Origin of the sequence: Pelagibius litoralis, from assembly GCF_011683915.1 — a bacterium.
Lineage (GTDB): Bacteria > Pseudomonadota > Alphaproteobacteria > Kiloniellales > Kiloniellaceae > Pelagibius > Pelagibius litoralis.
The window spans coordinates 70,428-95,809 of the sequence record NZ_JAAQPH010000020.1 but is presented as its reverse complement, the minus strand read 5'-3'; the positions used below and the strand labels follow the sequence as shown (position 1 = coordinate 95,809).

The window sequence follows — 25,382 nt, the reverse complement described above, 5'->3', positions numbered from 1 at the left end:
CATGAAAGAAAACGGCCCACGGGAAATTTTCCTCGTGGGCCGCTTACGTGAAACAGGTCCGACTTACTCCGGCAACGGCGCCGGGCTGCCGCTCAGGCTGCGCAGATAGGCGATCAGGTCGGCGCGGTCGCTGGTCTTCCTCATGCCGGCATAGGTCATCTTGGTGCCCGGCGCCCAGTCCCGCGGCCGGACCAGGAAACCGTTCAGGTTCTCGTAGTCCCAGACCTGGTCGGCCTTTTCCAGCAAGGCATCGGAGAAGGCAAAGCCCTCGTAGGCGGTGATCGAGCGATTGACGATGTCGTAGAGATTGGGGCCGATCTTGGTCGGACCGCCCTCGTCGAAGCTGTGGCAGGCGGTGCAGGCTCTGGTCACTTTCTCACCGTTCGCCACATCGGCCGATGCCAGCAGCGGGCCAATCGGCTCCAGCGCCGGCGCCTCGGCGACTTCAGTCGCGCCCGCGTCGCCGCCGTCGGCGACGGCCACTGTGTAGACATTCTCTTCCAGCATTTCCGGACTATAGAGAAGCTCGGCGGCGAAACCGGACATCATGGCGATGACGCCGGCGGTCAGGACGGCAGCAGCGATCTTGTTTGATTCCAACGACGAAGCCATGGACAAACCCTTGCTTTCCTTGTGTTCTGCGCGGGACAATAACCGCGCAAATCCAGGCATTCAATAGGGCCCGGACGGAATTGCACCGGTTGGGCGAGGAAAAAAGACCTTTTCATCGCCGTGCGGCACTCTAGGGTCCGGTTTTCGTCGTAATTCCTTTACGCTTCGTTAATTCTCCGGGGCTCTGCAGCCCCGATTCGTTTCAGGGACATCCCTCCAGAGTTTCGTTACATACTATGGCCTCCTTCCTGTCATCCGACCCTGCTGCCCCTGCAAGCCCGATCGTTCTGATCCCGGCGCGGCTGGCCTCCGTTCGCCTGCCGGATAAACCGCTGGCCGACATCAATGGCGAGGCCATGATCGTCCATGTCTGGCGGCGCGCGGTTGAGGCCGATGTCGGCCCGGTGGTGGTTGCCTGTGCCGAACAGGCCATCGCCGATGCCATTCGGGATGCGGGGGGCGAGGCGGTACTGACCCGGGCCGATCATCCCAGCGGATCGGACCGTATTTTCGAAGCTCTGCAGGCTATCGATCCCGGGGGGCGCCACGATGCCGTGGTCAACCTGCAGGGCGATCTGCCGACCCTGGAGGCGGAGGCGGTGCGTGCCGTCCTGCGGCCGCTGGCCGACCCGGCGGTGGATATCGCCAGCCTGGTGGTGGAAATCAGCGATCCCCAGGAACGCCGCAACCCCAATGTGGTAAAGGCCGCGGTCAGCTTTCCCGAGGGGGCGGAAACCGCGCGGGCGCTCTATTTCAGCCGTGCCCCGGTGCCCTACGATCCCTGGGATGCTGTTCCGGGGGAGGGGTCCGGCGTGGCCCAGCCGCTCTACCATCACATCGGCATTTACAGTTACCGCCGCGCGGCGCTGGAAACCTTCGTTTCGCTGCCGCCCTCGCCGCTGGAGCAGCGTGAGCGCCTGGAGCAGCTGCGCGCCCTGGAAGCGGGGCTGCGCCTGGATGTGGCGCGCGTTGACACCCTGCCGCTCGGCGTCGATACTCCCGCCGATTTGGAGCGGGCCCGGGCGCTTTTGGCGCCTGACAGGGCTTAGATCCAACGACTGTTTCATTCCACCGGTCGCCGCTGGCGCCCGGATCAGCAGATAAGAAGGTAAGGTCATGGCAGAGGCCCCCGCAGCGGCGGCGCCGGAGAATATTATCGCCTTTCAGGGCGTCCCCGGGGCCTATTCCGATATGGCCTGCCGGGCCGCCTTTCCGGAGATGACCACCCTTTCCTGCGTCTCCTTTGAGGATACCTTTGCCGCGGTGCGCGACGGCAAGGCGCACTACGCCATGATCCCGATCGAGAACTCCAGCGCCGGCCGGGTCGCCGACATCCACCACCTGCTGCCGGAGTCCGGCCTGCACATCGTCGGCGAGCATTTCCAGAAGGTCGAGCATCAACTGCTGGCGGTGAAGGGGGCAAGCCGCGACCAGGTGAAGACGGTGCACAGTCATGTGCAGGCTCTGTCGCAGTGCCGCCACTACACCCGCCGCGAAGGGCTGACGCCGGTGACCCATGCCGACACCGCAGGGGCGGCCAAGGAAGTCGCCGAGCTCGGCGATCCGACCCGCGCTGCCGTCGCCTCGGCCCTGGCGGGGGAGATCTACGGCCTGCAGGTGCTGGACCCCAACATCCAGGACATCCCGCACAACACCACCCGGTTCATAGTCATGGCGCAGGAGCCGATCGACCCACCGCGGGACAACGGCCTGGTGATCACCACCTTCGTGTTCCGGGTCCGCTCAGTCCCGGCGGCGCTCTACAAGTCACTGGGCGGCTTTGCCACCAACGGCGTGAACATCACCAAGCTGGAGAGCTACATCATCGATGGCAGCTTCACTGTGGCCCAGTTCTTTGCCGACATCGAAGGCCACCCCGACGAACGCCTGGTGCGCCTGGCGCTGGAGGAGCTGAGCTTCTTCTCCCGCGAGGTGAAGATCCTGGGCGTCTATCCCGGCGCCGATTTCCGCAGTAAGCCGGTTGCCGGCTAGTTGCTGGTTTTATGTTCGGCATCGGCCCGGAACCGCATCGGCGCAAGCCGAGACAACTCCTAACCCTCCGCCAGCCAGTCCTCGATCAGGCGCCAGGCGATGGAATCGCGCCGCGGCAGTTTGAAACGCTCGTTCTCCGGTGAGGCGCGCAGGGCCGCACGGGTGAACCAGGCGGCGCTTTCCAGTTCGTCGTCTGCCGTATTCAGAGCGCCGAAGTCGGCGCGGGCATGGAAGCCCAGCATGATCGACGAGGGAAAAGGCCAGGGCTGGGAGGAGTGATAGGCGACGTCCTCCACCGCGACCTTCAGGCCGACCTCTTCCTGGATCTCCCGGGCGACGGCCTCTTCCAGGCTTTCGCCCGGCTCGACGAAGCCGGCCAGGGTGGAATGCATGCCCGGCGGCCAGATCGGCTGACGGCCCAAGACGCAGCGGTCGCCGCCGTCGTGCACCAGCATGATCACGGCCGGGTCGGTGCGCGGAAAATGCACGGCGGCGCAGTCCGGATCGCTGCAGCGGCGCTGATGTCCGGCCTTTTCGCTCAGGGTTGCGCTGCCGCAGACCCCGCAGAAACCGTGGCGGGCGTGCCAGTGGGCGAGGCCCCGGGCATAGGCCAGGATCGCCGAGTCGCGCCGGTCCATGATCGGGCCCACGGCGCGCAGGTCCTGGAAGCTGCCGCGGTTGCCGAGAACCGGATCCTGCTCCGGTTCCTCCAGATGCGACAGATCGACGGCGAGATAGGCGGTTTCCTCGCGCAGACCCAGAAAAAGACTGACCCGGGCGGTTTCCAACAGATGTCCGGCTTCGGAGCGGCGCAGCCAGACCGCCTCGGCTTCTGCGGTAATCAGGTGCTTGGTGCGCCAGACCGGCACGATCACGCAGGCCGGATCGTTTACCAGGCGGTCGATGTAGTCGGTATCGGCGCGGCGCTGGTCGGCCCGATCAAGCGGGACGCCGGCGTAAAAATTCGGCGCGGGATGTTTCCTTGGGGGCATGGCCGAAAGGTTGCACCGGCTTTGGGCGGCTTGCAATCGCCCTCTCACGTCACCGATCCGTGACCGCCGGGCGTCTTGCGCCGCTCGCAGCCTTGCTCCAGGTTTGTCCTGCTATGAAAAAGCGAGTCGATTTCGGGCGGCGGCGTGCCCTGACGGTGATGACAGGGGCTGCCGTGGGAATGATTTCCAGGCCCAGTCCCGCGGCCGGCATCGATCTGGTGCCGCCGGAGGGTGCCTGGCGGTTCCTGGTTCTGCGCCACGGTAACGTCATCGGCGAGCACCGTTTCGATTTTTCGCGCCGGAACGGCGACTTCGTCGTGGAGGTGGCGATCGACATTGCCGTCGATCTGCTGGGCATCACCCTTTTCCGCTTTACCCATCGGGCCGAGGAGGTCTGGCGCGACGGCTGGCTGCAGTCCCTGATCACGGCCACTGACGACGACGGTACGCTGTGGCGGGTAAAGTCGGAACGCAGCGGCGGCGTCCTGCGCGGCACGGTGAACGACGTCGCCTTTGATGTTTCCGGTTTCGTCGTCCCGGCCAGCCTGTGGCACCGCGACACGCCGAAAACCCAGGTGCTTTTCGGCACCATCGACGGGCGCACCAAGGTGGTGAAGGCCGAGAACCTGGGCGAGGAAACCCTGAGCGTCGCCGGACAGGCCCGGCAGACCCGCCATTTCCGCCTGACCGGAGAGATCGAGCGCGATGTCTGGTATGGCGCCGACTGCGACATCGCCAAGGTCACCTTTCCGGCCCGTGACGGCTCTCTGATCACCCTGGAGCGACAATAATGCCCCGCAATCCCAAGCACTGCGCGGACTCGTGACCTCCTTGCGACCCTCTTGCCCTGGGGCCTGGGATACCCGATATTATGACTGGGAGGTTGGCTGCGGACGTATCGCTCGCCAACCCGGTCAGATCCGGAAGGAAGCAGCCGTAACGAGTTTCCGATGCGGGTCGTTTGTCCAGCCTCCCACCCGCAAAGCCTCTATCGGGCCGGTCCGCGCGGCCCTTCGGCGGCCCGGATAAACCATCGGGACAGATCACCCCGACAGCCCTCTCCACCCGGAAGCCTTATGAGCGACGCCAGCAGCGACAGGGACGAAAACAGCCTCTATCGGGTGCTCGCGCGCAAGTACCGCCCCAAGACCTTCGACGACCTGGTCGGCCAGGAAGCGCTGGTGCGCACCCTGACCAATGCCATCGACACGGGCCGTCTGGCCCATGCCTTTATCCTCACCGGCGTGCGTGGGGTGGGCAAGACGACGACGGCGCGGATCATCGCCCGGGCGCTCAACTGCATTGGGCCCGACGGCAAGGGCGAGCCGACCCCGTCGCCCTGCGGCCTTTGCGACCAGTGCGTTGCCATCGCCCAGGACCGCCATGTCGACGTGATCGAGATGGACGCCGCCAGCCGCACCGGCGTTGCCGATATCCGCGAGTTGATCGAGGGGGTGCGCTACCGCCCGGTGCAGGCGCGCTACAAGATCTACATCATCGACGAAGTGCACATGCTGTCCAACAGCGCCTTCAACGCGCTGCTGAAGACGCTGGAGGAACCGCCGGAGCACGTGGTTTTCATCTTCGCGACCACGGAAATCCGCAAGGTGCCGGTTACCGTGCTGTCGCGCTGCCAGCGCTTCGACCTGCGCCGTCTCACCCAGGACGACCTGCAGGGGCTGTTCAGCGGTATTGCCGCCAAGGAAAATGTGACCGTCGAGGACGAGGCCCTGGCGATGATCGGCCGGGCCGCCGACGGCTCGGCCCGCGACGGCCTCTCCCTGCTCGATCAGGCGATTGCGCTGGGCGGCGGCAAAGAGGTTCGGGCCGAGCAGGTGCAGGCGATGCTGGGGCTTGCCGACCGGGCCCGCATTTTCGATCTCTTCGCTGCCGTGGTCCGTGGCAAGGTGCCGGACAGCCTGGACATTCTGGGCGATCTCTACGCCGCCGGGGCCGACCCGGCGGTGGTCATGCAGGACCTGCTGGAACTGGCCCATTTCCTGACCCGCGCCAAGCTGGTGCCGGCGACCCTGGAAGCGCCGGGACTGCCGGAGACCGAGCGCCTGCGCGGTCGTGAGCTGTCGGAAAGCCTGAGCCTCGCCAGTCTGGCGCGGATCTGGCAGATGCTGCTGAAGGGCCTGGGCGAGGTGCAGACGGCGCCGATCCCGCTGCAGGCGGCGGAGATGGCCCTGATCCGCCTGGCCTATGCCAGCGACCTGCCGAGCCCGGCGGAACTGGTGCAGCGCCTGACCGGAGAGGGTGCTGCAGCGGGATCGCCCGCTGCTTCGCCCGCAGGGACAGGCGCCAGTCAAGCTGCCGGTTCTGCCGCCGGGCCGGACGCGTCAGCGACGCCAAGCGCGCCGCCGCCGGTCGCAGCAGCGGTTGAACGCAGCCTGCCGGTTTCCGACGCTGCGCCGCAGGCCGCCCTGGCCCAGCCGCTGGTCGAGGCCTTCGATCCCCAGATTCAGCCCCAGAGTCAGACCGAGGACGCCGCGCCGCCGAGTCCCGCGAAGGACCAGCCGGAAAGCTTTGCCGCCGCGGTCGCCCTGGTGCGGGCGCAGCGCGAGACCATTCTGGCCAACCACCTGATGGAGGACGTCCATCTGGTGCGCTTTGAACCGGGGCGTATCGAGATCTGCGTGCACGACGCGGCGCCGCCGAACCTGGCCAGCCGCTTCGCCGCGGCCCTGGAGAAGGCCTGCGACAGCCGCTGGATCATCTCGATCTCCCAGGAACCCGGTGAGACAACCCTGCGCGAGCAGGAACGCGAGGAAGAGGCCGGTAAGCGCGCCGCGGTGCTGGAAGACCCTCTGGTCAAGTCGGCGCTGGAGGTTTTTCCGGAGGCCGAACTGGTGGCGCGCCGCGACAAGGCTCTGCCGGATGAAACGACCGGCGGGGATGAACAAGGAGAGCAGGAAGCATGAAAAACCTGGGCCAGATGATGAAGCAGGCGCAGGCCATGCAGACCAAGATGGCTGAGATGCAGGACAAACTGGCGGACCTTGAGGTCTCCGGCCAAGCCGGGGGCGGCATGGTGAAAGCCACTTTGAACGGAAAATCGGAACTGCGGGGCCTGAAGATCGATCCGGCGCTGGTCGATCCCAACGACGTTGAGGTTCTCGAAGACCTTGTCATTGCTGCGGTGAACGACGCCAAGGTGAAGGTCGAAGCAACCGTTGCCGAGGAGATGCAGAAGGTGACCGGCGGGCTGTCCCTGCCGCCGGGTATGAAACTGCCTTTCTGACCTGAGCGCGCGGCGCCTCCGTCCAAGGTTCTTTCCAGATGATTGCCCCCCGATGATTGCCAGCGACATCGAACGCCTGATCCAGCTTCTGGCACGCCTGCCGGGCCTCGGCCCGCGTTCGGCGCGCCGCGCGGTGCTGCATTTGATGAAAAAGCGCGAGGCCCTGATGCTGCCGCTGGCCGCTGCCATGGCCCAGGCGGCTGAAACCATTGCCATCTGTACCAACTGCGGCAATCTCGACACCCACGATCCCTGCAGTATCTGCCGGGACAGCCGGCGCGACCGCAAGCTGCTCTGCGTGGTGGAAGATGTCGCCGATCTCTGGGCGCTGGAGCGCAGCGGGGCTTTCAAGGGGGGCTATCACGTGCTTGGTGGCACCCTCTCGGCCATCGACGGACGGGGCCCGGAGCAGTTGAACATGGCGCGCCTGATCGACCGCGCGGAGCACGGTGACGCTGCAGTCGGCTCAGGAACGTCCGACGCCCCGGCTGTAAAGGTCGAAGAGGTTATCCTGGCGCTCTCCGCGACGGTCGACGGGCAGACCACCGCCCACTACATCGCCGAGCGAATGGCCGAAACCGGGATCAGGCTCTCCCGCCTGGCCCACGGCGTGCCGGTGGGCGGGGAATTGGACTATCTGGACGACGGTACCCTGACCGCGGCCATGAAGGCGCGCCGGCCGGCCTAGAGGTGTGCCCACCGGCTTGGGGATGTTCCGGGTGCCGTCCGCCGTACCATAGTCTTGCCGTATTCATTCGGCAGGTTCGCCGGTGCCGCCGGCATTCGACCAGCATTTGAAACGCCAATTGAGAACATACAGCGAGGTAGACCGACGATGGCTTCTGTCCAAGGGCTTTCGCGCCATGGGCGCCGGGCAAGAACCCCTTTCCTGAGCGCGGCTTTTGCGCCGCTTGTGGCCCTTTCAATCGGCCTGGCCGGTCTGAACGCGGCGACGGCAGCGGAAACGAAGCTGACGGCCGAGAACCGTTCGGCCCTGGCGCTGACGGTTTACAACCAGAACCTGGCCCTGGTCAGCGAAGAGCGCCGGGTGACCCTGCCGGCGGGCGAGGCGCTGCTGGCGATCGAAGACGTCAGCGACCAGTTGCGCGCCGAAACGGTGCTGCTCAGCGGTGCGGGCGTTCGTCTGCTGGAGCAGAGCTTCGTCACCGATCTGCTGACCCCCCAAAGGCTGCTGGAAGCCTCCCTCGGCAAGACCGTGAAGGTGATCCGGACCCATCCGCAGACAGGTGAGGACCGGCTCGTCGATGCTGAGGTGCTCGCGCTGGGCGGCGGCCTGGTGCTGCGGATCGATGGGCGGATCGAAACCGATGGTCCGGGCCGGATTGCCTACACCGAAATCCCGGCGGGGCTGCGCAGCGAACCGGCCCTGCTGGCGCGGCTCGCCGTTGACGAAGCCGGCGAACAGCGCCTGCGGCTGAATTACCTGACCTCGGGCCTCTCCTGGCGCGCCGACTATGTGGCGCGGCTGAACGAATCGGAAGATAGCCTGGATCTTTCGGCGCTGGTGACCCTCAGCAACCACACCCGCAGCGACTTTACGGACGCGGCCCTGCGTCTTGTGGCGGGGGACGTCAATCAGGCCGCGTCGCCGGTGATGCCGCGCCAGGAGCTGCAGATGATGTCCAAAGCACCGATGGATGAGGGCTTCGCCGGTCCGCCGGTCTCGGTCTCGGACCGCTATGTCTACTCCTTGGCCCGAACGGTGACCCTGGCACGCGGCGAGACCAAACAGATTCCCCTGATGGGCGCCGAGGGTGTTGCGGTGCTCCGCGAGTATCGCTTCGACAGTTTGGTCAGCGCCAATCCCGGCGTTGAGGAAAGCGGCCCGGTCTCTGCGGCGATCGTCCTGGAGCTCACCAATACCAAAGACCTCGGCCTTGGCGCACCGTTGCCCGCCGGTGTCGTGCGGATCTACGGACCCGGTTCCACCGATGGAGGCCAGGGATCCGGCGATCAGCCGCTGTTCCTTGGCGAGGGCCGCATCGCCCATACGCCGGAGGGGGAGACGGCCCGGTTGCGGCTGGGCAGCGCCTTCGACGTGACCGCCAGGGCGAAGCGCACGGCCTTTGAGCGCCTGTCGAACCGCAGCTACGAGACCGCACAGTCCGTCACTGTGATGAACGCCAAGACGGAGGCGGTCGAGGTGCTGCTGGTCGGTAATCTGCCCCGGGGCTGGTCCATGCTGGAAGAATCGGAATCCCATGAGCAGGAGACGGCAAACCGGCTGGTCTGGCGGCTGCAGGTGCCTCCCGGTGGGCAGACCGAGCTCACATATCGCATCAGGGTATCGAATTGAACGTATATCGAGTTAATTCAGACTGTATTCGGTAAGTTAACTCGATTTAGCTTAATTCAGTGTGTGGTGATCTGCGCCGGTGCGGGGGAGGCGGGTTCGAGGGCGGCTTCGGCCTCGGCTTCCTCCAGCTCCAGCTCGCCGATTTTCTCGCCGCGCCGCAGGATCTTGCCGGAAGAAGTGCGGATTTCCTGGATGTCGCGGCGGGCGTGTTCGAAGTGGGCTTCCAGGTTGTTCACCCGCTTGTCGAGCCGTCCCACGTCTTCCATCATCTTGCCGACCTCGCCCTGGATGATGCCGGCCTGCTCGCGCATGCGCACATCCTTCAGCACCGCCCGGACGGTGTTCAGGGTGGCCATCAGGGTGGTGGGGGAGACGATCCAGACCCGCGCCTTGTAGGACTCTTCGACGACTCCGCGGAAATTGGCGTGCAGCTCGGCATAAACCGCTTCGCTGGGCAGGAACAGCAGCGCCGATTCCGCCGTCTCACCGGGCAGGATGTAGCGTGCGGCGATGTCCTGGACGTGGCGGCGCAGGTCCGTGGCGAAGCTGCGCCGCGCCGGGGCCAGCAGGGCTTCGTCGTTGCCGGCGGCCCGCAGCGCCTCATAGCTTTCCAGCGGGAACTTGGCGTCGATGGCGATCGACCCCGGCGGGTTGGGCAGCTGCAGCAGGCAGTCCGGCCGGCGCCCGTTCTTCAGGGTTGCCTGGAAGGCATAGGCCGAGGGCGGCAGTGCCGCCTCGACCAGATCGCGCAGCTGCACCTCGCCAAAGGCGCCGCGCGCCTGTTTGTTCGCCAGGATGTCCTGCAGGCCGACCATCTGGCCCGAAAGCTCGGCCAGGTTCTGCTGCGCCTTGTCGATCACGGCCAAGCGCTCGCGCAGGTCGGTCAGCGCGGTGTGGCTTTTGGTCGAGGTCTCTGTCAGGTGCTCTCCGACCCGTTTGGAAAATCCTTCCAGGCGTTCGTCCATGGCCTTGGCCAGCAGCCGTTCCTGGGCTTGCAGATGTTCGGCGACGCGGGCCTGTGCGGCGGCCTGGCTGTCTGCCATCTGGGCCAGCCGGCCGGTCAGGGCCGCGACCTGGTCGCCGTCCTGCGATCGCCGACTCGCAAAAAGGAACAAGCCCAGAACGATCGACAGGGCACAGCCTACGACCGCAGCGGCAATAATCAGGGAATCCATAGTGCGACTCCGGGAAAGAACAGAACGCGAATCGCAATCTAGCACAGATGACAGGCCCGACCTATAAAGGGGCCGGCAAAGAGGGCCGGCTGTCGGCTCGCGACTTGACGCTGACGGGTCCAGGCAATACCTAGAGCTTATTAGGGTATTGCTCAGCTTCCGCCGTTAGATTTAGCCCTGCCGGAGGCGAAATATCGCCTGAAAGGTCTGCTGCGGCGGATCGAGTACTCAGAAGTCACCATAACCGCTCTCTGAAAGGGGGCGGGAACAGTCAGGAACCCCGAAACGGCCCGCTATGGCTCTACTTCCGATCATTACCGCCCCCGACCCGGTGCTTAAGAAGGTCTGCGAACCCGTGGACAGGGTGGACGACGCCCTCCGCCAGCTCATGGATGACATGCTGAAGACGATGTACAACGCCCCGGGGATCGGTCTGGCGGCGCCTCAGGTCGGCGTTCTGAAACGGGTGATCGTGGTTGACATTTCGCCTGATGATCAGCCCCGGGCGCCGCTCTACATGGCCAATCCGGAGTTGACCTGGGTTTCCGACGAAGATGCGACCTATGAGGAGGGCTGCCTTTCCCTGCCTGAGCACTACGGCGATGTGGTGCGGCCGGCGGGCATCAAGCTGCGCTATCTGGACCGCGAGAACGAGATCCGCGAGATGGAAGCCGATGGTCTGCTCGCGACCTGTATCCAGCACGAAATGGATCACCTGGAGGGGATCCTCTTCGTCGATCACATGACCGCCCTGAAGCGCAACATGATCCTGCGCAAACTGCTGAAGGCAAAGAAAGCAGACAAGCCGCTGGCAAGCTACGCGACAGCGTGAGCCCGGCGCCCATGGCCTCCTCCACCGGCGCCCCCACCACCGGCGATTCCGCCTATCCCCTGCGCCTGGCCTTTATGGGAACGCCGGACTTTGCCGTTCCCGCCCTGCAGGCCCTGGCCGATGCCGGGCATGAGATCGTCGCGGTCTATACCCAGCCGCCAAGGCCTGCCGGCCGCGGCCAGAAAGCGCGCCCTTCGCCGGTTCAGGCCCTGGCGGAGCGGGCGGGCTGGCCGGTCAGGACACCCAAGTCCCTGAAAACCGCCGAGGAACGCCAGGCCTTCGCCGGGCTGGCGCTGGACGCCGCGGTGGTGGCCGCCTACGGCCTGATCCTGCCGGCGGCGATCCTGGCGGCACCGCGTCTCGGCTGTCTGAACGTCCATGCCTCCCTGTTGCCGCGCTGGCGGGGGGCTGCGCCGATCCAGCGGGCCATTCTGGCCGGCGACCGCAGCAGCGGCATTACCATCATGCAGATGGACGAGGGGCTCGATACCGGCGCCGTCCTGTTGCAGGAAAGCCTGCCGATCGAGCCCGACACCAATGCCCAGCAGCTCCACGACGCCCTGGCCGATCTGGGCGGGCGGCTGATTGTCGAGGGCCTGGAGGGCAGCAACAGCGGCCGTCTGCTGCCGCAGCCGCAGCCGGAACTGGGGGTGACCTACGCCGCCAAGCTGGAAAAGGGCGAAGGACGTTTGGACTGGGCGGAATCCGCGGCGGAGCTTGATCGGCGCGTGCGCGCCTTCACGCCCTGGCCGGGCGCTTTCTTTGAGGTGGCGCAAGGCGACAAGAGCGAAAGGATCAAGGTTCTGGCGGCAGAGCCCCTGCCGCAGGGCGGGATGCCGGGCGAGATCCTGGATCAGGCGCCGACCGTTGCCTGTGGGGCCGGTTCGCTGCGCCTGCAGCGTCTGCAACGCGCCGGCCGCGCGGCGATGACGGCGGAGGAATTCCTGCGCGGCTTTGCCCTGGCGACCGGCAGCCGCCTGCCCTCAGGCCGCGCGCCGTCGTGATCGGGCCATGAACCGCTTTCAGATCATCGTGGAATACGACGGCAGCGACTTTGTCGGCTGGCAGCGCCAGGCCAACGGCCCCTCGGTTCAGGCGGCGCTGGAGCAGGCGGTGGCCGGATTCTGTGGGGAGGCCGTGCTGGTCGAAGGGGCCGGACGCACCGATGCCGGGGTTCATGCCCTCGCCCAGTCGGCGCATCTGGATCTGGCGAAGGAAACCTCGGCGGACACCGTGATGGCGGCGGTGAACTTTCATCTCAAGCCGGCCGCCGTGGCGGTGGTTGCGGCGCGGCAGGTGCCGAACAGCTTCCACGCCCGCTTTTCCGCCATCCGCCGCGCCTACCTCTATCGTATCGTCAACCGGCGGGCACCCCTGGCGCTGGAGCACGGTCACGCCTGGTTCGTGCCGCAGCCGCTGGACGCCGCTGCCATGCACGAAGCGGCGCAGGGTCTGGTCGGGCAGCACGACTTCACCTCGTTCCGCGCCAGCGAGTGCCAGGCCAAGTCGCCGGTGAAGACCCTGGACCGCCTCACTGTCACCCAGGTCGATCGGGGACCCTCCGGCAGCGTCATTGAGATCCGCGCCCGGGCCCGTTCCTTCCTGTATCACCAGATCCGCAATTTTGCCGGCAGCCTGAAACTGGTGGGGGAGGGTAAATGGACAGCGCGGGATCTGCGCAAGGCCCTGGAGGCCCGCGACCGTGCCGCCGCCGGCCCGACCGCGCCGGCCGCCGGGCTCTACCTGACCGAAGTCGGTTATCCCGAGGAAGCTTTTGTGGAGACTGAGAGCTGAGCCGCTATGCTGCGGCGTGGCGGTCCAGCATTGCGCGATAGATCGCGGTCAGGGCGGTCAGGTCTTCCAGGCTGACATGCTCATCCACCTTGTGGGCGGTGTCGTTCAACAGTCCCAGTTCGGCAATGGCGCAGTGATCCTTGATGAAGCGCGCGTCCGAGGTGCCGCCGCTGGTGCCCAGCTCCGGCGCCTGGCCGGTCACGTCAGTGACCGCGGCGGAAACCAGATCGCTCCAGGGCCCGGGCGGGCAGAGGAAGGATTCGCCGGAAACGCGGATCGCCATGTCGTAGGAAGCGCCGCGGGCCCTGTCGATGGCAGCGTCGAGACGCTGGCGCAGCCAAGCCTCCACCGAGGCGCTGCTGTGCAGATCGTTGAAGCGCACGTTGAAGCGCGCCTCGGCCTTGGCCGGGATCACGTTGGTCGTCTCGTTGCCGACATCGACCGAGGTGATCTGCAGGCTCGACGGCGGAAAATGCGCATTACCGTCGTCCAGGGCATCGGCAACCAGGGTCTCCAGCATCCGTGCCATGTGGTGCATGGGATTGTCGGCCAGTTGCGGGTAGGCGGTGTGACCCTGGGTCCCGGTGACGGTCAGCCGGGCATTCAGGCTGCCCCGCCGGCCGATTTTCACCATATCGCCCAGGCGGTCGTTGCTGGTCGGCTCGCCTACCAGGCAGGCGTCCAGGGTTTCGCCGTTTTCGCGCATCCAGCCCAGCACCTTGCGGGTGCCGTTGACCGCCACGCCCTCCTCGTCGCCGGTGATCAGCAGAGAGAGCGATCCTCTTGGCTTACCACCCTCGGCGAGGAAGCTGCTGACCGCTGCCACGAAGGCGGCGATCGATCCTTTCATGTCCACGGCGCCGCGGCCGTAGAGCCGGCCGTCGCGAACTTCCGCCGCAAAAGGATCGACGCTCCAGTCCGCCGGGTCGCCCACCGGCACCACGTCGGTGTGTCCGGCAAAGCAGAGATTGGGGCCGCCGGTCCCCAGCCGGGCATAGAGGTTATCGACCCTCGGGCTGTTGTCCTCGGCAAAGGGCAGACGGTGGCAGACAAAGCCGAGGTCGCTCAGGACCCCCTGCAGAAGGTCCAGGCTGCCCGCCTCCAGCGGTGTCACGCTGGGGCAGCGGATCAGCGCCTGGGCCAGTTCCAGCGTATCGAGCTTTGTCACCTTCATCTGCAGCGGTCAGTCGCGCAGCAGATCGTTGATCGAGGTCTTGGCGCGGGTGCGCTCGTCGACCTGCTTGATGATCACTGCGCAATAGAGGCTGGGTCCCGGGCTGCCGTCGGGCAGCGGCTTACCCGGCAGGCTGCCCGGCACGACCACGGAATAGGCCGGCACCCGGCCCATATAGACCTCGCCGCTGTTGCGGTCGACGATCTTGGTCGAGGCGCCGATGTAGACGCCCATGGACAGCACCGCGCCCTGTTCGACCACCACGCCCTCGACCACCTCGGAGCGGGCGCCGATGAAGCAGTCGTCTTCGATGATCACCGGTCCGGCCTGCAGCGGCTCCAGCACACCGCCGATCCCGGCACCGCCGGAGAGATGCACGTTCTTGCCGATCTGGGCGCAGGACCCGACGGTCGCCCAGGTATCGACCATAGTCCCGCTGTCGACATAGGCGCCGAGGTTCACGAAGCTCGGCATCAATACGACGCCGGGCGCAATATAGGCCGAGTGGCGCACGGTGCAGTTTGGCACAGCGCGGAATCCGGCATCGCGAAAGCGGTTCTCGCCCCAGCCTTCGAACTTCGAGGGCACCTTGTCCCACCAGTGGGTCGACTGACCGGCGCCGCCGGGGATCATCGCCATGTCGTTCAGCCGGAAGGAAAGCAGGACGGCTTTTTTCAGCCACTGGTTGACCTGCCAGCCCTCGGCGGTCTTTTCGGCGACCCGGTAGGTTCCTGAGTCGAGGCCGTCGAGCGCCTCTTTCACAGCATCGCGGATCTCGCCGGCAGTGCCGGTATTGACGGTGTCACGGGCTTCCCAGGCATCTTCGATGATGCCTTTCAAATCGTCAGTTTGCATGGAGTCCTGCAGCTTGTTTCGGGCTGGAAGTGGTATAATTGCGCGCTGCGGAAGATGCGCGAGGCTTGCCGCCCTGTCAAATACTGCGGATCGCCCGGCCCTGCTTGCCGGGCTTGGTTAGTAGGGGGTTAAAGGCCCGCCGATGGCCGTAAAATGACACGGTCGAAGCCTCCCTCATTTAAGCGCATTTTAACGGCGCAAGCGCATTTTGGACCCTGTGAAATTACCAAAAATCCCAGGAGGGCGCGCCATGGCAAGGTCGCCCGCAACGAGCGGCCCGGCAAGCGAAACCGAGCAGAACAGCGACAATGAGGGGGTCCTCGACGAGGCGGCCCCGCATTCGCTGCTGTCTGGCGGTGGCGCCCTGGAGCAGTACCCTGGCGCGGTCCTTCTGGCCGGCCACAACGGCATCGTGCTGCACGCCAATGAACAGGCCGAGCCCATCGCGGCGCTGTTGAAGTCGGCAGGCCACGAGGAGCTTCGCGAGGCCGTCCGCTCGGCCATACTGGGCACGGCGGCCCAGGTGAATCCCCTGGTGGTCACCGCAGAGGATGCGGACCGGTCGGTGGAGCGGGCTTTCGACGTGACTGTGCTGCCCTGGAGCGAAGGCGCCGCGGCCCTGTTGCTCGGCCGCGACGTCACCCTGGAACGCAGCCTGCGTTCCGCCCTGGTCGAGTCGCGTCAGCGCTACAAGGACCTGGTTGAAATCTCCAACGACTTTGCCTGGGAAACCGACGGCGAGGGGCGTTTCGTTTTTGTCTCGCCGCGCGGTGCCCTGGGCTATCAGGCGACCGAACTGGTCGGCGCCCTCGCAGCCGACCTTCTGCTCGATGACGGTGCCGGCGACCGAAGCCCGTTCAGCGCAAGGGAAACCATCGACGCGGCGGAAATGTGGGTACGCAGTGCCGATGGTGAAAACCTCTGCCTGCTGTCGACCGTCCTGCCGCTGACCTCCGAGAGGGGTGCCTGGATCGGCGCGCGTGGTGTCTGTCGCGACATTACCCAGCTGCGCGGCCAAGAGGCGGATCTGGCCGAAGCGCAGAACCGTGAGCGGCTGTTCTCCTACATCGTGAACATGGTGCGCCGTGAACTGGAGCCGACACGCATGCTGGGGGCGACGGCGGAGGCCTTGATGCCGGCCCTGGCGCTCACCGGTGTTTCGATCCACGGCTTCGTCGGGGATAAACTTGGTCAGGTGCTGGCGCAGTCGGGCCGAGCGGCGGACGCCGACGACCTTGCCGCCCTCGCCGAGCTGCTGTCTCCGGAAAAGCCCGATGCAGAGCTACAGAGAAACAGCGGTGCGGTGCTGGTGCGGGCGACCAGTTTCCGCGAAGAGGCAAACGGCATGCTCTGCGTCTGGCGGGCTGCCGGTTGCCCCGACTGGTCGGCCGAAGACCGCAGCCTGCTGAACAACATCTCCGGCCAGGTCGGCCTGGCGATCAAGCAGCTGGCGCGGCAGACGGAGATGGAGGTTCTCTCCACGACCGATCCGCTGACCGGACTGAACAATCGCCGCAGCTTCACCGCACTGCTGGAGAAACGTTTCGCGGCTGATGGCGGCGGCGGCGCCCTTTTCTATGTCGACCTGGACAACTTCAAACAGGTGAATGACACCCGCGGCCATCAGGCGGGCGACGAGGCCCTGCTGGATGTCGCCGCGCTGCTGCGCGAGCAGACCCGAGCCGGCGATCTGGCGGCGCGTCTTGGCGGCGATGAGTTCGCCCTGTTCCTCGCCGACATGGACCAGGCTGCCGCAGAACGGAAAGCCAATCTGCTGCTGGAGTTGTCGGAGCGGCTGCGCGTTTACTCCGGCAGTGCCGAGCATCCGCTCGGTCTCTCACTGGGCATCGCTCTTTACGAACCGCAAAAGGGCGAAAGCCTGGACTCGCTGATGCTGCGCGCCGACGAGGCAATGTACGGCGCCAAGCGGGCGGGCAAAAACAGTCTCAACTTCGCGCCGGCCTTCGATCGCCGCAAGGCAGCGCCGTAATGGTTTTCGGTCTCCTGCGAAAAAAGGCACCCGCGCCGCTTTCCTATGTTGAAAGCAAAGAGATGGCTGAGACCGGCTCCGACCGGGACCGCGCCGATCTTGCCTCGCGCGACGACCTGCGTCCCGAACTGCTCTATTACCTCTCCCAGGATCCGTCCTCCGAAGTGCGCCGGCGCATTGCCGCCAACGAGCGGACGCCGCGCCAGGCCGACCTGGTGCTTGCGCGCGACAAGGACGAGAAGGTGCGCACCGAACTGGCCGCCAAGGTCGCCGAACTGACCAAGCAGGAAGACAAGGGCACGCAGGAGAAAGCCCAGCGCTTCGTGGTGGAAACGCTGGAGGTTCTGGCCAAGGACCAGGCGACCCGGGTCCGTCAGATTCTGGCGGAAACCCTGAAGTCGGTGGCCGATGCGCCGCCGGGGATCATCCAAAGCCTGGCACGCGACGCTGAAGATGTCGTGGCCTGTCCGGTGCTTGAATTCTCGCCACTGCTCAGCGATGAGGATCTGCTCGATATCATTGCCGGTTGCGGCCTGGGCGCACGGCTCTGCGCGATTTCGCGTCGCGACAGCATTGGCGAGGTGGTTTCCGACGCCATCGTGGCGCGCGAGGACCGCAAGGCCATCACAGAGCTGCTGGCAAACCCTTCGGCGCAAATCCGCGAAGAGACCCTGGACTCCCTGATCGACGGTTCCGTGGCCGAGACCGCCTGGCAGCCGCCGCTGGTGGAGCGGCCGACCCTGCCGGCCCGGGCGGTGCGTAAGCTCGCGTCGCTGGTTGCGGACTCCCTGCTTGAGAAGTTGAAGAAGCGCAAGGACATCGACAAGGAAACCGCCGAAGCGGTGGCTCAGGAGGTTCAGCGCCGGGTCGCCGAAGGCGCCGGGGACGAAGAAGAACCGTCGCTTTCCGCCGAAGAGGAGGTTGCCCGGCTGTTCAAGGCCGACGGCCTGACCAATGAAGTGCTCGGCGATGCGATTTTGGCCGGCAAGCGCGATTTCGTCCGTCACGGCTTGGCGCTGCGCGCAAAGGTCGGCGTCGATTACATCGACCGGGTGCTGAACGGACATTCGGCCAAAGGCATTGTCGCCCTGGCCTGGCGGGGCGAACTGGGCATGCGCCTGGCCCTGCAACTGCAGACCAACATGGGCGGAATTTCGCCGAACAAGGCCCTGCGGGCCCGCGACGGCACCGATTATCCGCTGTCACCCGAAGAAATGGAATGGCAGTTGGACTTCTTCGCCAGCCTCACCGACTGACGTTGCCTGGGCAGGTCAGAGCGCTACTTCCCGCCACCCTGCTTCCCCTGCCAGATAGCCGTTGCAGGCCGTGCCCGGAAGCGGCATCTCGCGCAGGCGGGCCGTGGTTTCCTCAGCGGAATGCACACCGTCCAGCATAGCGCGATAGTGACCGGCGACCTCGACCATATCGAGGGTGTGGGGAGAGAGGCGCAGCCGCCCGATTCCCGATTGCGAAAGGTCGGCGGCAGCCAAGGTCACCAACTGGCAGCCGCTCGACAGGGTCTGGATGCCGTTGACGGCCAGGAAGCGGTCTCCCTCCAGCGTTTCCACTTCCATGCCATCGGGATCCTGATCGCAGACGAACTGGCAGGAGTCCTTGCTGAGGCCATGCGCGCGCGCATGGTAGCAACGGCCCGAAACCGCGAGAGGCAAGCGCCCGAAGGCGAACAGTTCGACCGTTACGCCGGAATTGGCGGCCGCGGCTGTCTCGATCGAGGAGAGCGGCAGTTCGACGGGTGGGCACCAGTCCATTGCACCGCGCGCCGCGAGATGCGCAAGGCTCGACTCGTTGTAGATGTTCAGGAAGGGTCCGGCCACGAAAGGCCGGCCGGCGCGCGCGAGCAATGCAGACAGATCGTTGATCTCAATCAGCGCGCCTTGTTCGGCAAGTTCCCCGACGACGCGCCTTTCCGGCCCCTTCGCAGGCAGGGCCAGGGTCGACAGGACCACAGTCTTGCCGGCTTTGGTGAGCCGCTCTATGGCCTCAGGCCAGACCTTGTTGAAAAACGCCATGCGCTTGCCGCAGACCACTTCGCCAAGATAGACGCGCTCAACGGCTGCTTCGTCGGCAATGCGCGCATAGAAGTCGGTGAAGCTCTCAGCGGACCAATTGAAAAAACAGGGTCCAAGCGCCAGTTCGATCGCGGCCATCGGTAATTTCCTCTAACGCTGGGTCTCTAACGCCAGGTTTTACGATAGGCGCCGGTGGTTTGCCGGCCGCCTTCGGTCAGTGCGGTCAGTTCGTCGGCCAGGTTGTTCGCCTTCCCATCGCCGGCCAGGTCCTCGATCGCCCTGCGAAAGGCCCTGACCACGCTGCCGATGTAGGCTTTGCCCCGCTGCCGCCCTTCGATCTTCACGGCGGTGACCCCGGCTTCCTGCAACCGGGGCAGAAGGGCTGCGGCGTTGAGGCTGACCGGATCCTCGAACAGATAACCGGCCTTTCCATTGGCGCAGAATTGACCTTTGCAAAGTGTTGGATAACCGGCTGCTTCTCCTTCATCGAAACGATCGATGGTGAAGCCGCCGAGCCGCGCAAGCAGCCTGTTTTCCGAAGTCTTTTCGTAGACGACGTGATCGGGTGGCGAGCACACGCCGGTCAGGTTCGGCGATTTTCCCGTTGCATAGGAAGACAGGGCGCAGCGTCCCTCGGTCATCACGCAGAGGCCGCCAAAGACGAAGGCCTCCGTTTCAACCTCCACCGCCTGATTGAGCCTGGCGATCTCCTCGACCGACAGGACGCGCGGCAGCACCACCCGGCGGACCCCAAAGGTTTTCTGATAGTAGCCGATCGCCTCGGGCGTATTGGCCGCCGCCTGTACCGAAAGATGCAGGCGCAGATCCGGATAGCGGTTGGCCGCATAGTCGAGAACCGCCAGGTCGGCGGCGATGACGGCATCGGCGCCGCAGGCCTGCGCCGCATCGACCGCCCGCGTCCAGACCGCGATGGCGCCGGCACGGGCGAAGGTGTTGACGGCGAGCAGCACCTTCGCCCCCTTGCCGTGAGCATGGCGCACGGCCGTTGCCAACTCGTCTTCGGAGAAATTCAGGCCCGGAAAATTTCGGGCGTTGGTTTCGTTGTTGAGGCCGCAGTAAACCGTGTCGGCCCCCGCATCGACCGCGGTGCGCAGGGCGGCGGGCGTTCCCGCAGGGCAAACGAGCTCGAGGCGCTTTCTTCTGACAGGCATGGATTCCATCGCAGTATCGGTTGGCGGCACCAGGTTGGGGGCTAGGAAGGCAGTTTTTGCGGGGCCGGCGCATGCACAAGCCGGCGTGCGCCTGACAGAAGCTCCGCCGTGGCCCGGTTGACGAGATCCGCCGCAGGACCGTGGAGGCCGGCGAATTCCGCCGGGGTGAGGTCCGCCTGTTCAAGGGTGTTGCGAAGCGCGAGGACGTGTTCCGTATCGCCTTCGATGACGAGATCACGGGAAAAGAACAGGGCGTCGCCGTCATAGGTCCCGTCCAGGAGCCCAAGCAGGATCAGCAAGGGCGCCCGAATTCTGGCCGCCGCCGTTTCCGCTTCCTCGACTGTCACAACTTCGACGCGTGCGCTTGCACCGTCCAGGTTCACGCGGAACGAAAACGGCAGGTCGCTTGGCATGATCGCAACCGGCACCCGGGCGGTCGGGCCGAGCCGTTCGATCAGATCGCCGCGCCTGCTTGCGATGCGCCGTACCGCCCGGGTCAGCAAGACAGCGAGGGGCAACCTCGGTGCCGGGCGTAAAAGAGTCTTTATCAGGTTCGGCAGCTCGCCGTCCTTGAACGCGTTCATGAGCTTCACCTTTGCCAGTCGACCCTGTCAGCTTACGCGGGGCTCAAGGCTGCGGTCCTTGATGAAGCTCAAGTCCGGTTCAGACGAATCGTGTTTTCCGGAAAGGCCCTGTTGGCGGCAACAGAATCTGCTTTAGCGGTGGATCAGGGTGCCGATGCCGCCGCCGGTGAAGATTTCCAGCAGCATCGAGTGGGGCAGCCGGCCATCCAGAATGACCGATGCTTCGACGCCGTTCTCCACTGCCTTCACGCAGGTCTCCAGTTTGGGGATCATCCCGCCGGAGATGGTGCCGTCCGCCTGCAGGGCCTCGACCTGGCTGATGTTCAGGTCAGGCAGAAGCTCACCTGCCTTGTCGAGCACGCCGATCACGTCGGTCAGCATCAGCAGGCGCGACGCCCCGGCGGCCGAGGCGATGGCCCCGGCCACGGTGTCCGCGTTGATGTTGTAGGTCTCGCCGTTGGGGCCGATGCCGATCGGGGCGATCACCGGAATCAGGCCGGAGTCCTGAAGCGAGGTCAGGATACTGGGGTCGATCAGGCTGGGTTCGCCGACAAAGCCCAGGTCGAGCACCTTTTCGATATTCGATTCCGGGTCCTTGGTGGTGCGCCGCAGCTTTTGCGCCTGGATCAGGTGGCCGTCCTTGCCCGACAGGCCGACGGCGCGGCCACCCGCCGCGTTGATCGCAGAGACAATGGACTTGTTGATGGTGCCGGAGAGGACCATCTCCACTACTTCGACGGTCTTGCTGTCGGTGATCCTGAGGCCGTCGACGAACTCGCTCTTCACCGACAGGCGCTCCAGCATGCGGCCGATCTGCGGGCCACCGCCATGGACCACGATGGGGTTCACGCCGACCTGTTTCATCAGCACGATGTCGCTGGCGAAGATTGCCGCCAGTTCCTCGTCCACCATGGCATGGCCGCCGTATTTGACGACGAAGGTCTTGCCGGCATAGCGGCGCATGAAGGGCAGGGCCTCGGAAATCGTCCGGGCCGTGCGCAGCCAGTGCTTGGTGTCGCTGAAGTTCTTCTGAGTCATGCCTTAAACCCCCGCCCCGAATCCACAGGGGCCAACGTCAGTTTACTCTGCGGCGGGCGGTTCGGCCAGGGCCGCCAGGGCGGCGCGCAGGCTGTCGATGCCGGTGCCTTTTTCGGCCGAGGTCACCAGACAGTCCGGATGGGCTGCGGGGCGCTTGGCCAGCGCCTTGCCGGTTTCCTCGACCATGCGGGCCAAGGCCCCCGCCTTCATCTTGTCGGCCTTGGTCAGGATCACCTGATAGGAAACCGCCGCCAGATCCAGCTCGTCCATCACCTGCTTGTCGCTGGCCTTCAGGCCATGGCGCGAATCGATCAGCAGGCAGACCCGGCGCAGTTGGGCGCGGCCCTTCAGGTAGCCGCGGGTGAGTTTGCTCCACTGTGCAATATCGGTTTTGGAAGCCCGGGCGTAACCATAGCCCGGCAGATCCACCAGGATCAGCCGCTCCCCCAGTTCGAAGAAGTTCAGCAGGCGGGTGCGGCCCGGGGTGTTGGAGGTGCGGGCCAGGGTCTTGCGCCCGGTCAGCGCGTTCACCAGGCTCGACTTGCCGACGTTGGAGCGGCCGGCGAAAGCCACCTCGCTCAGGGCGAAGCTGGGCAGTTGCTTTTCATCGGCCGCCGAGACCAGGAAGAGACACTCACGCGAAAACAGCAGGCGCCCCGCCTCCAGGGCGGCGGCCTCTGCTGCATCCGCTGCGGGGCTGGATTTCTCTGTCATCGCATTTCGGCCGGCTGGCCTGGCCTCTTCAGGTGCTCGGGTTGCTCGGCGTTTTCGCTTTGCCGCTGCCCAGCGGCACGCCGGCACGCTTCATGATGAACGCCTGCTGGGCCATGGAGAGAATGTTGTTCCAGGTCCAGTAGACCACCAGGCCGGCCGGGAAGGTCGCCAGCAGGAAGGTGAACATGATCGGCATCATCAGGAAGATCTTGGCCTGCACCGGATCGGGGGGCTGGGGGTTCAGCTTCTGCTGCAGGAACATGGAAATCCCCATCAGCAGCGGCCAGATGCCGATGTTCAGAAGGTTGAGCAGGCCCAGCTCCGGCGCACCCCAGGGCAACAGGCCGAAGCCGTTCAGGATGGTGGTCGGGTCCGATGCCGAGAGGTCGTGGATCCAGCCGAAGAAGGGGGCATGGCGCATCTCGATGGTGACGAACATCACCTTGTAGAGCGCGAAGAACACCGGGATCTGAATCAGGATCGGCAGGCAGCCCGACAGCGGGTTGGCGCCCTCGCGCTTGTAGAGCGCCATCATTTCCTGATTGAGGCGCTGCTTGTCCTCGCTGAAGCGCTCGCGCAGTTCCAGCATCTCCGGCTGCAGCTTGCGCATCTTGGCCATCGATTTGTAGGACTTGTTGGCCAGCGGGAAGAACACCAACTTGACGCCGACGGTCAGCAGCAGAATGGCGATGCCGAAGTTGCCGACCTGGGCGTTCAGCCAGTGCAGCGCCTGGAACAGCGGCTTGGTCAGGAACCAGAAGTAGCCGAAGTCGACCGCGAGGTCGAAATTCACGATGCCGAACTCTTCCTCGTAGGCCTGCAGGATCGGCACTTCCTTGGCGCCGGCGAAAAGGCGGCTGGTGATCTCGTTGCTGGCGCCGGACTGAACCGTGGCCGAGGCGTAGAGGAAGTCGGTCTGGAATTCGTCGCCCCCGCTGCTCTGATTGTAGCGGATGCGGGTCTTCACCGGCAGCTGCTGATCCGGCACCAGGGCGGTCAGCCAGTACTTGTCGGTGATGCCGAGCCAGCCACCGGTGGTGTCGTTCTTGATCTCGACCGGCTGGCCCTCGTATTCGTCCTTCAGGTCGCCTTCGTAGGAATGCTCGCTGAGGGTCTCGTTGAACACGCCCAGCGGGCCTTCGTGCAGGATGTAGAAGCCTTCGATGTCGGGGATGCCGGTGCGCGCGATCAGGCCGTAGGGCAGCAGCTCCACCGCCGCGCCGCTGTCGTTCGTCACCCGCTGGGTCACGGTGAAGAGGTATTCCTCGTCGACGGCAAGGACCTGCTCAAAGGTCACGCCGGCGCCGTTGTTCCAGCGCAGGGTAACCGGCCTGTCGACCGCCAGCGGACCGCCGGTGGTCTCCCAGAGGCTGTTTTCGTCGGGCACCGCCACCGCATTGCCGGGCGAGGACCAGCCGAAGCGTGAGAAGTAGGGATTGGCCGAGCCGCGCGGCGACAGCAGGGTAATCTCCGGGCTGTCGTCTGCCAGCGTCTCGCGGAACTGGGTCAGGATCAGGTCGTCGATGAGGCCGCCACGCAGGGCGACGGAGCCGCGCAGCCGCGGGCTCTCGATCGACACCCGGGGGCTGATCCCGATCGCATCGGCGCGGGTTTCGCCGGCCGAGGCGGCGGCGTCGCTCGGCGCGCCGGGAATCGACGGGATGCTGCCGCTGTCTCCCGAAGGGATGCTGCTTTCGCCGGAAACGCCGGTTTCGGTCTGCGGCGGCGGGGACTGCTGCGGGAACAGGTAGTTGAAGCCAAAGAGAATGACCACCGAGAGAACGATCGCCAGGAGGAGATTACGCTGTTCCATAAGACTTGATTGGCTCCCAGGGATGGGCCCTCAACGGCCCGATTGGTGGTCTAGATGGCGACAATCCGGGCAAAGGCCAAGCCCGGCGGTGGATTTTCCCGTCGATTTGCGGGCCGATTTCTTCTCCGGCACCGGATCGTAGCCCCAACCGGCCCAAGGGTGGCAGCGCAGCAGGCGCCGCCCGGCCAGCCAGGAACCGCGCAGCGGCCCGTGGGTGGAGACGGCCTGACGGGCATAGTCGGAGCAGGTCGGCAGATAGCGGCAGGCGGGCGGGAAAAAGGGGGAAACCAGCAGCTGGTAGCCCCGGATCAGGACCAGCAACAAAAGGCTGACGGCCTTCATGTGATGCCTCCCTTGGACTCTTGTGCGGCACCCTTGCCGGCGGTCCTGCGGTTCAGCTTGACGATCGCCTGCTCCAGATCCTTGAGCAGCGCCCCGTAAGGCCGCTTCAGGGTGCCGAGGCGCCCGATCACCACGTAATCCGTCCCGCTGAGGCCGAACTGCGGAAATACCTCCGCCGCGGCTGCCCGCAGGCGGCGTTTGGCACGGTTGCGGACCACGGCGTTGCCGACCCTGCGGGTGACTGTGAAGCCAATCCTCACCGCCGGCTCATCCGGCGCTTCAGACAGTTTTTCAGGCAGATCAGGCGCCGCCCGGCTTTCGCCGCACTGACGCCTTGCTGCTTGCAGGACAAGCCCCGGGGCGGCCCATTTATGCTTGGCCGCCGCGACCTTTAGAAATTGAGGCCGTGTCTTGAGCCGCCCGACGGTCGGCATCATGACACCCTAGGCGGAAAGGCGTTTGCGGCCTTTGGCGCGCCGACGAGCAAGTACGCGACGCCCGCCAACGGTTCCCTTGCGTGCGCGGAACCCGTGGCGGCGCTTGCGGACCAGCACACTAGGCTGATAGGTGCGCTTCACGGTAACTCTCCAATATCAGGCTGACTCTTGATTTGACGGGGCTGTATAGGGGCGGGCCTCGGTCCTGTCAACGACCGCAAGCATCATGCCCGAGCTTTCTTTTCAAGGTTCCGGCCCGGCCGGCCCCCGCGGCC

At 65.5% G+C, this 25,382-nt stretch carries 26 protein-coding genes and 1 other RNA gene; 13 read left to right on the top strand and 14 right to left on the bottom strand.

Annotated elements, in window-relative coordinates:
* Nucleotides 1-63 precede the first annotated feature (63 nt).
* Nucleotides 64-612: a c-type cytochrome gene (locus tag HBA54_RS22140; protein ID WP_167228791.1), complete on the bottom strand. Its 549-nt coding sequence runs from the start codon at nucleotides 610-612 to the stop codon at nucleotides 64-66.
* 236 nt (nucleotides 613-848) lie between these two features.
* Here HBA54_RS22140 and HBA54_RS22135 point away from each other — a divergent pair, with 236 nt between their 5' ends.
* Together HBA54_RS22135 and HBA54_RS22130 are read left to right on the top strand one after the other, a co-directional pair.
* Entirely contained in the window at nucleotides 849-1,661 is an 813-nt protein-coding gene (locus HBA54_RS22135) for a 3-deoxy-manno-octulosonate cytidylyltransferase (RefSeq protein ID WP_167228789.1), read from the top strand.
* Between the two features lie 67 nt (nucleotides 1,662-1,728).
* On the top strand, nucleotides 1,729-2,604 hold the full coding sequence (locus HBA54_RS22130) for a prephenate dehydratase (RefSeq protein WP_167228787.1): 876 nt from the start codon (nucleotides 1,729-1,731) through the stop codon (nucleotides 2,602-2,604).
* 59 nt (nucleotides 2,605-2,663) lie between these two features.
* Here the strand turns inward: HBA54_RS22130 and nudC are convergent, their stop codons facing one another.
* Complete coding sequence (gene nudC, locus HBA54_RS22125) at nucleotides 2,664-3,596, bottom strand: NAD(+) diphosphatase (RefSeq protein WP_167228785.1); 933 nt, start codon at nucleotides 3,594-3,596, stop codon at nucleotides 2,664-2,666.
* 113 nt (nucleotides 3,597-3,709) lie between these two features.
* Here nudC and HBA54_RS22120 point away from each other — a divergent pair, with 113 nt between their 5' ends.
* The 6 genes from HBA54_RS22120 to HBA54_RS22095 all read left to right on the top strand — a co-directional run bounded on the left by HBA54_RS22120 (nucleotide 3,710) and on the right by HBA54_RS22095 (nucleotide 9,157).
* Nucleotides 3,710-4,387, top strand: a complete 678-nt coding sequence (locus HBA54_RS22120; RefSeq protein ID WP_167228783.1) for a DUF6134 family protein — start codon at nucleotides 3,710-3,712, stop codon at nucleotides 4,385-4,387.
* Between the two features lie 91 nt (nucleotides 4,388-4,478).
* Nucleotides 4,479-4,573, top strand: an RNA gene (gene ffs / locus HBA54_RS22115) — signal recognition particle sRNA small type.
* Nucleotides 4,574-4,672: 99 nt separating this feature from the next.
* Nucleotides 4,673-6,520, top strand: coding sequence for a DNA polymerase III subunit gamma/tau (locus HBA54_RS22110; protein ID WP_167228780.1), 1,848 nt, complete (start codon nucleotides 4,673-4,675; stop codon nucleotides 6,518-6,520).
* Complete coding sequence (locus HBA54_RS22105; RefSeq protein ID WP_167228778.1) at nucleotides 6,517-6,840, top strand: YbaB/EbfC family nucleoid-associated protein; 324 nt, start codon at nucleotides 6,517-6,519, stop codon at nucleotides 6,838-6,840. The genes HBA54_RS22110 and HBA54_RS22105 overlap by 4 nt, the downstream gene beginning before the upstream one ends.
* A 52-nt stretch (nucleotides 6,841-6,892) precedes the next feature.
* Entirely contained in the window at nucleotides 6,893-7,528 is a 636-nt protein-coding gene (gene recR, locus HBA54_RS22100) for a recombination mediator RecR (protein ID WP_167228776.1), read from the top strand.
* Nucleotides 7,529-7,675: 147 nt separating this feature from the next.
* A complete protein-coding gene (locus HBA54_RS22095) occupies nucleotides 7,676-9,157 on the top strand; it encodes a DUF4139 domain-containing protein (RefSeq protein WP_167228774.1) in 1,482 nt (493 codons plus the stop codon).
* Nucleotides 9,158-9,213: 56 nt separating this feature from the next.
* Here HBA54_RS22095 and HBA54_RS22090 read toward each other — a convergent pair whose 3' ends face one another.
* The gene (locus HBA54_RS22090) at nucleotides 9,214-10,332 is read right to left on the bottom strand and encodes a DNA recombination protein RmuC (protein WP_167228772.1); all 1,119 of its coding nucleotides are present in this window, start codon (nucleotides 10,330-10,332) and stop codon (nucleotides 9,214-9,216) included.
* Nucleotides 10,333-10,627: 295 nt separating this feature from the next.
* Here HBA54_RS22090 and def point away from each other — a divergent pair, with 295 nt between their 5' ends.
* Genes def through truA form a run of 3 tightly spaced genes read left to right on the top strand, consistent with a single transcriptional unit; the run spans nucleotide 10,628 to nucleotide 12,958 of the window.
* Entirely contained in the window at nucleotides 10,628-11,164 is a 537-nt protein-coding gene (def, locus tag HBA54_RS22085) for a peptide deformylase (RefSeq protein WP_167228770.1), read from the top strand.
* Between the two features lie 11 nt (nucleotides 11,165-11,175).
* Complete coding sequence (gene fmt, locus HBA54_RS22080) at nucleotides 11,176-12,168, top strand: methionyl-tRNA formyltransferase (protein ID WP_167228807.1); 993 nt, start codon at nucleotides 11,176-11,178, stop codon at nucleotides 12,166-12,168.
* A gap of 7 nt (nucleotides 12,169-12,175) precedes the next feature.
* Nucleotides 12,176-12,958: a tRNA pseudouridine(38-40) synthase TruA gene (gene truA, locus HBA54_RS22075; protein ID WP_167228768.1), complete on the top strand. Its 783-nt coding sequence runs from the start codon at nucleotides 12,176-12,178 to the stop codon at nucleotides 12,956-12,958.
* Between the two features lie 4 nt (nucleotides 12,959-12,962).
* Here truA and dapE read toward each other — a convergent pair whose 3' ends face one another.
* Together dapE and dapD are read right to left on the bottom strand one after the other, a co-directional pair.
* A complete protein-coding gene (gene dapE, locus HBA54_RS22070; protein ID WP_167228766.1) occupies nucleotides 12,963-14,132 on the bottom strand; it encodes a succinyl-diaminopimelate desuccinylase in 1,170 nt (389 codons plus the stop codon).
* Between the two features lie 9 nt (nucleotides 14,133-14,141).
* Nucleotides 14,142-14,987, bottom strand: coding sequence for a 2,3,4,5-tetrahydropyridine-2,6-dicarboxylate N-succinyltransferase (gene dapD / locus HBA54_RS22065; RefSeq protein WP_167228764.1), 846 nt, complete (start codon nucleotides 14,985-14,987; stop codon nucleotides 14,142-14,144).
* A 250-nt stretch (nucleotides 14,988-15,237) separates the two neighbouring features.
* On the opposite strand from dapD, the gene HBA54_RS22060 reads away from it, so the two are divergent.
* Nucleotides 15,238-16,977, top strand: a complete 1,740-nt coding sequence (locus HBA54_RS22060; RefSeq protein WP_167228762.1) for a bifunctional diguanylate cyclase/phosphodiesterase — start codon at nucleotides 15,238-15,240, stop codon at nucleotides 16,975-16,977.
* Nucleotides 16,978-17,039: 62 nt separating this feature from the next.
* Complete coding sequence (locus HBA54_RS22055) at nucleotides 17,040-18,233, top strand: DUF2336 domain-containing protein (protein ID WP_167228760.1); 1,194 nt, start codon at nucleotides 17,040-17,042, stop codon at nucleotides 18,231-18,233.
* Nucleotides 18,234-18,248: 15 nt separating this feature from the next.
* On the opposite strand, the gene ubiV is transcribed toward HBA54_RS22055, so the two are convergent.
* The 9 genes from ubiV to rpmH form a co-directional block, all read right to left on the bottom strand.
* Nucleotides 18,249-19,145, bottom strand: a complete 897-nt coding sequence (gene ubiV, locus HBA54_RS22050) for a ubiquinone anaerobic biosynthesis protein UbiV (protein WP_167228758.1) — start codon at nucleotides 19,143-19,145, stop codon at nucleotides 18,249-18,251.
* 26 nt (nucleotides 19,146-19,171) lie between these two features.
* Nucleotides 19,172-20,179, bottom strand: coding sequence for a ubiquinone anaerobic biosynthesis protein UbiU (ubiU, locus tag HBA54_RS22045; protein WP_205944828.1), 1,008 nt, complete (start codon nucleotides 20,177-20,179; stop codon nucleotides 19,172-19,174).
* Nucleotides 20,180-20,220: 41 nt separating this feature from the next.
* A complete protein-coding gene (gene ubiT / locus HBA54_RS22040; RefSeq protein ID WP_167228755.1) occupies nucleotides 20,221-20,763 on the bottom strand; it encodes a ubiquinone anaerobic biosynthesis accessory factor UbiT in 543 nt (180 codons plus the stop codon).
* Between the two features lie 132 nt (nucleotides 20,764-20,895).
* A complete protein-coding gene (argB, locus tag HBA54_RS22035) occupies nucleotides 20,896-21,801 on the bottom strand; it encodes an acetylglutamate kinase (protein WP_167228754.1) in 906 nt (301 codons plus the stop codon).
* Between the two features lie 42 nt (nucleotides 21,802-21,843).
* Nucleotides 21,844-22,515 carry a ribosome biogenesis GTP-binding protein YihA/YsxC gene (gene yihA / locus HBA54_RS22030; protein ID WP_167228752.1) on the bottom strand — a complete coding sequence of 224 codons (672 nt, stop codon included), beginning with the start codon at nucleotides 22,513-22,515 and terminating at the stop codon, nucleotides 21,844-21,846.
* Between the two features lie 28 nt (nucleotides 22,516-22,543).
* Nucleotides 22,544-24,328 (bottom strand): membrane protein insertase YidC, encoded by a 1,785-nt coding sequence (gene yidC, locus HBA54_RS22025; RefSeq protein WP_167228750.1) that lies wholly within the window; start codon nucleotides 24,326-24,328, stop codon nucleotides 22,544-22,546.
* Between the two features lie 30 nt (nucleotides 24,329-24,358).
* The gene (gene yidD / locus HBA54_RS22020) at nucleotides 24,359-24,670 is read right to left on the bottom strand and encodes a membrane protein insertion efficiency factor YidD (RefSeq protein ID WP_167228748.1); all 312 of its coding nucleotides are present in this window, start codon (nucleotides 24,668-24,670) and stop codon (nucleotides 24,359-24,361) included.
* Nucleotides 24,667-25,107 (bottom strand): ribonuclease P protein component, encoded by a 441-nt coding sequence (rnpA, locus tag HBA54_RS22015; RefSeq protein ID WP_167228746.1) that lies wholly within the window; start codon nucleotides 25,105-25,107, stop codon nucleotides 24,667-24,669. The genes yidD and rnpA overlap by 4 nt, the downstream gene beginning before the upstream one ends.
* A gap of 6 nt (nucleotides 25,108-25,113) precedes the next feature.
* Nucleotides 25,114-25,248, bottom strand: a complete 135-nt coding sequence (gene rpmH, locus HBA54_RS22010; protein WP_167228744.1) for a 50S ribosomal protein L34 — start codon at nucleotides 25,246-25,248, stop codon at nucleotides 25,114-25,116.
* Between the last annotated feature and the right edge of the window lie 134 nt (nucleotides 25,249-25,382).

What these genes read in the sequence shown, in the direction of transcription:
- HBA54_RS22140 (WP_167228791.1), bottom strand. Translation starts at nt 612, where the DNA reads ATGGCTTCGTCGTTGGAATCAAACAAGATCGCTGCTGCCGTCCTGACC.
- HBA54_RS22135 (WP_167228789.1), top strand. Translation starts at nt 849, where the DNA reads ATGGCCTCCTTCCTGTCATCCGACCCTGCTGCCCCTGCAAGCCCGATC.
- HBA54_RS22130 (WP_167228787.1), top strand. Translation starts at nt 1,729, where the DNA reads ATGGCAGAGGCCCCCGCAGCGGCGGCGCCGGAGAATATTATCGCCTTT.
- nudC (WP_167228785.1), bottom strand. Translation starts at nt 3,596, where the DNA reads ATGCCCCCAAGGAAACATCCCGCGCCGAATTTTTACGCCGGCGTCCCG.
- HBA54_RS22120 (WP_167228783.1), top strand. Translation starts at nt 3,710, where the DNA reads ATGAAAAAGCGAGTCGATTTCGGGCGGCGGCGTGCCCTGACGGTGATG.
- HBA54_RS22110 (WP_167228780.1), top strand. Translation starts at nt 4,673, where the DNA reads ATGAGCGACGCCAGCAGCGACAGGGACGAAAACAGCCTCTATCGGGTG.
- HBA54_RS22105 (WP_167228778.1), top strand. Translation starts at nt 6,517, where the DNA reads ATGAAAAACCTGGGCCAGATGATGAAGCAGGCGCAGGCCATGCAGACC.
- recR (WP_167228776.1), top strand. Translation starts at nt 6,893, where the DNA reads ATGATTGCCAGCGACATCGAACGCCTGATCCAGCTTCTGGCACGCCTG.
- HBA54_RS22095 (WP_167228774.1), top strand. Translation starts at nt 7,676, where the DNA reads ATGGCTTCTGTCCAAGGGCTTTCGCGCCATGGGCGCCGGGCAAGAACC.
- HBA54_RS22090 (WP_167228772.1), bottom strand. Translation starts at nt 10,332, where the DNA reads ATGGATTCCCTGATTATTGCCGCTGCGGTCGTAGGCTGTGCCCTGTCG.
- def (WP_167228770.1), top strand. Translation starts at nt 10,628, where the DNA reads ATGGCTCTACTTCCGATCATTACCGCCCCCGACCCGGTGCTTAAGAAG.
- fmt (WP_167228807.1), top strand. Translation starts at nt 11,176, where the DNA reads ATGGCCTCCTCCACCGGCGCCCCCACCACCGGCGATTCCGCCTATCCC.
- truA (WP_167228768.1), top strand. Translation starts at nt 12,176, where the DNA reads ATGAACCGCTTTCAGATCATCGTGGAATACGACGGCAGCGACTTTGTC.
- dapE (WP_167228766.1), bottom strand. Translation starts at nt 14,132, where the DNA reads ATGAAGGTGACAAAGCTCGATACGCTGGAACTGGCCCAGGCGCTGATC.
- dapD (WP_167228764.1), bottom strand. Translation starts at nt 14,987, where the DNA reads ATGCAAACTGACGATTTGAAAGGCATCATCGAAGATGCCTGGGAAGCC.
- HBA54_RS22060 (WP_167228762.1), top strand. Translation starts at nt 15,238, where the DNA reads ATGGCAAGGTCGCCCGCAACGAGCGGCCCGGCAAGCGAAACCGAGCAG.
- HBA54_RS22055 (WP_167228760.1), top strand. Translation starts at nt 17,040, where the DNA reads ATGGCTGAGACCGGCTCCGACCGGGACCGCGCCGATCTTGCCTCGCGC.
- ubiV (WP_167228758.1), bottom strand. Translation starts at nt 19,145, where the DNA reads ATGGCCGCGATCGAACTGGCGCTTGGACCCTGTTTTTTCAATTGGTCC.
- ubiU (WP_205944828.1), bottom strand. Translation starts at nt 20,179, where the DNA reads ATGCCTGTCAGAAGAAAGCGCCTCGAGCTCGTTTGCCCTGCGGGAACG.
- ubiT (WP_167228755.1), bottom strand. Translation starts at nt 20,763, where the DNA reads ATGAACGCGTTCAAGGACGGCGAGCTGCCGAACCTGATAAAGACTCTT.
- argB (WP_167228754.1), bottom strand. Translation starts at nt 21,801, where the DNA reads ATGACTCAGAAGAACTTCAGCGACACCAAGCACTGGCTGCGCACGGCC.
- yihA (WP_167228752.1), bottom strand. Translation starts at nt 22,515, where the DNA reads ATGACAGAGAAATCCAGCCCCGCAGCGGATGCAGCAGAGGCCGCCGCC.
- yidC (WP_167228750.1), bottom strand. Translation starts at nt 24,328, where the DNA reads ATGGAACAGCGTAATCTCCTCCTGGCGATCGTTCTCTCGGTGGTCATT.
- yidD (WP_167228748.1), bottom strand. Translation starts at nt 24,670, where the DNA reads ATGAAGGCCGTCAGCCTTTTGTTGCTGGTCCTGATCCGGGGCTACCAG.
- rnpA (WP_167228746.1), bottom strand. Translation starts at nt 25,107, where the DNA reads ATGATGCCGACCGTCGGGCGGCTCAAGACACGGCCTCAATTTCTAAAG.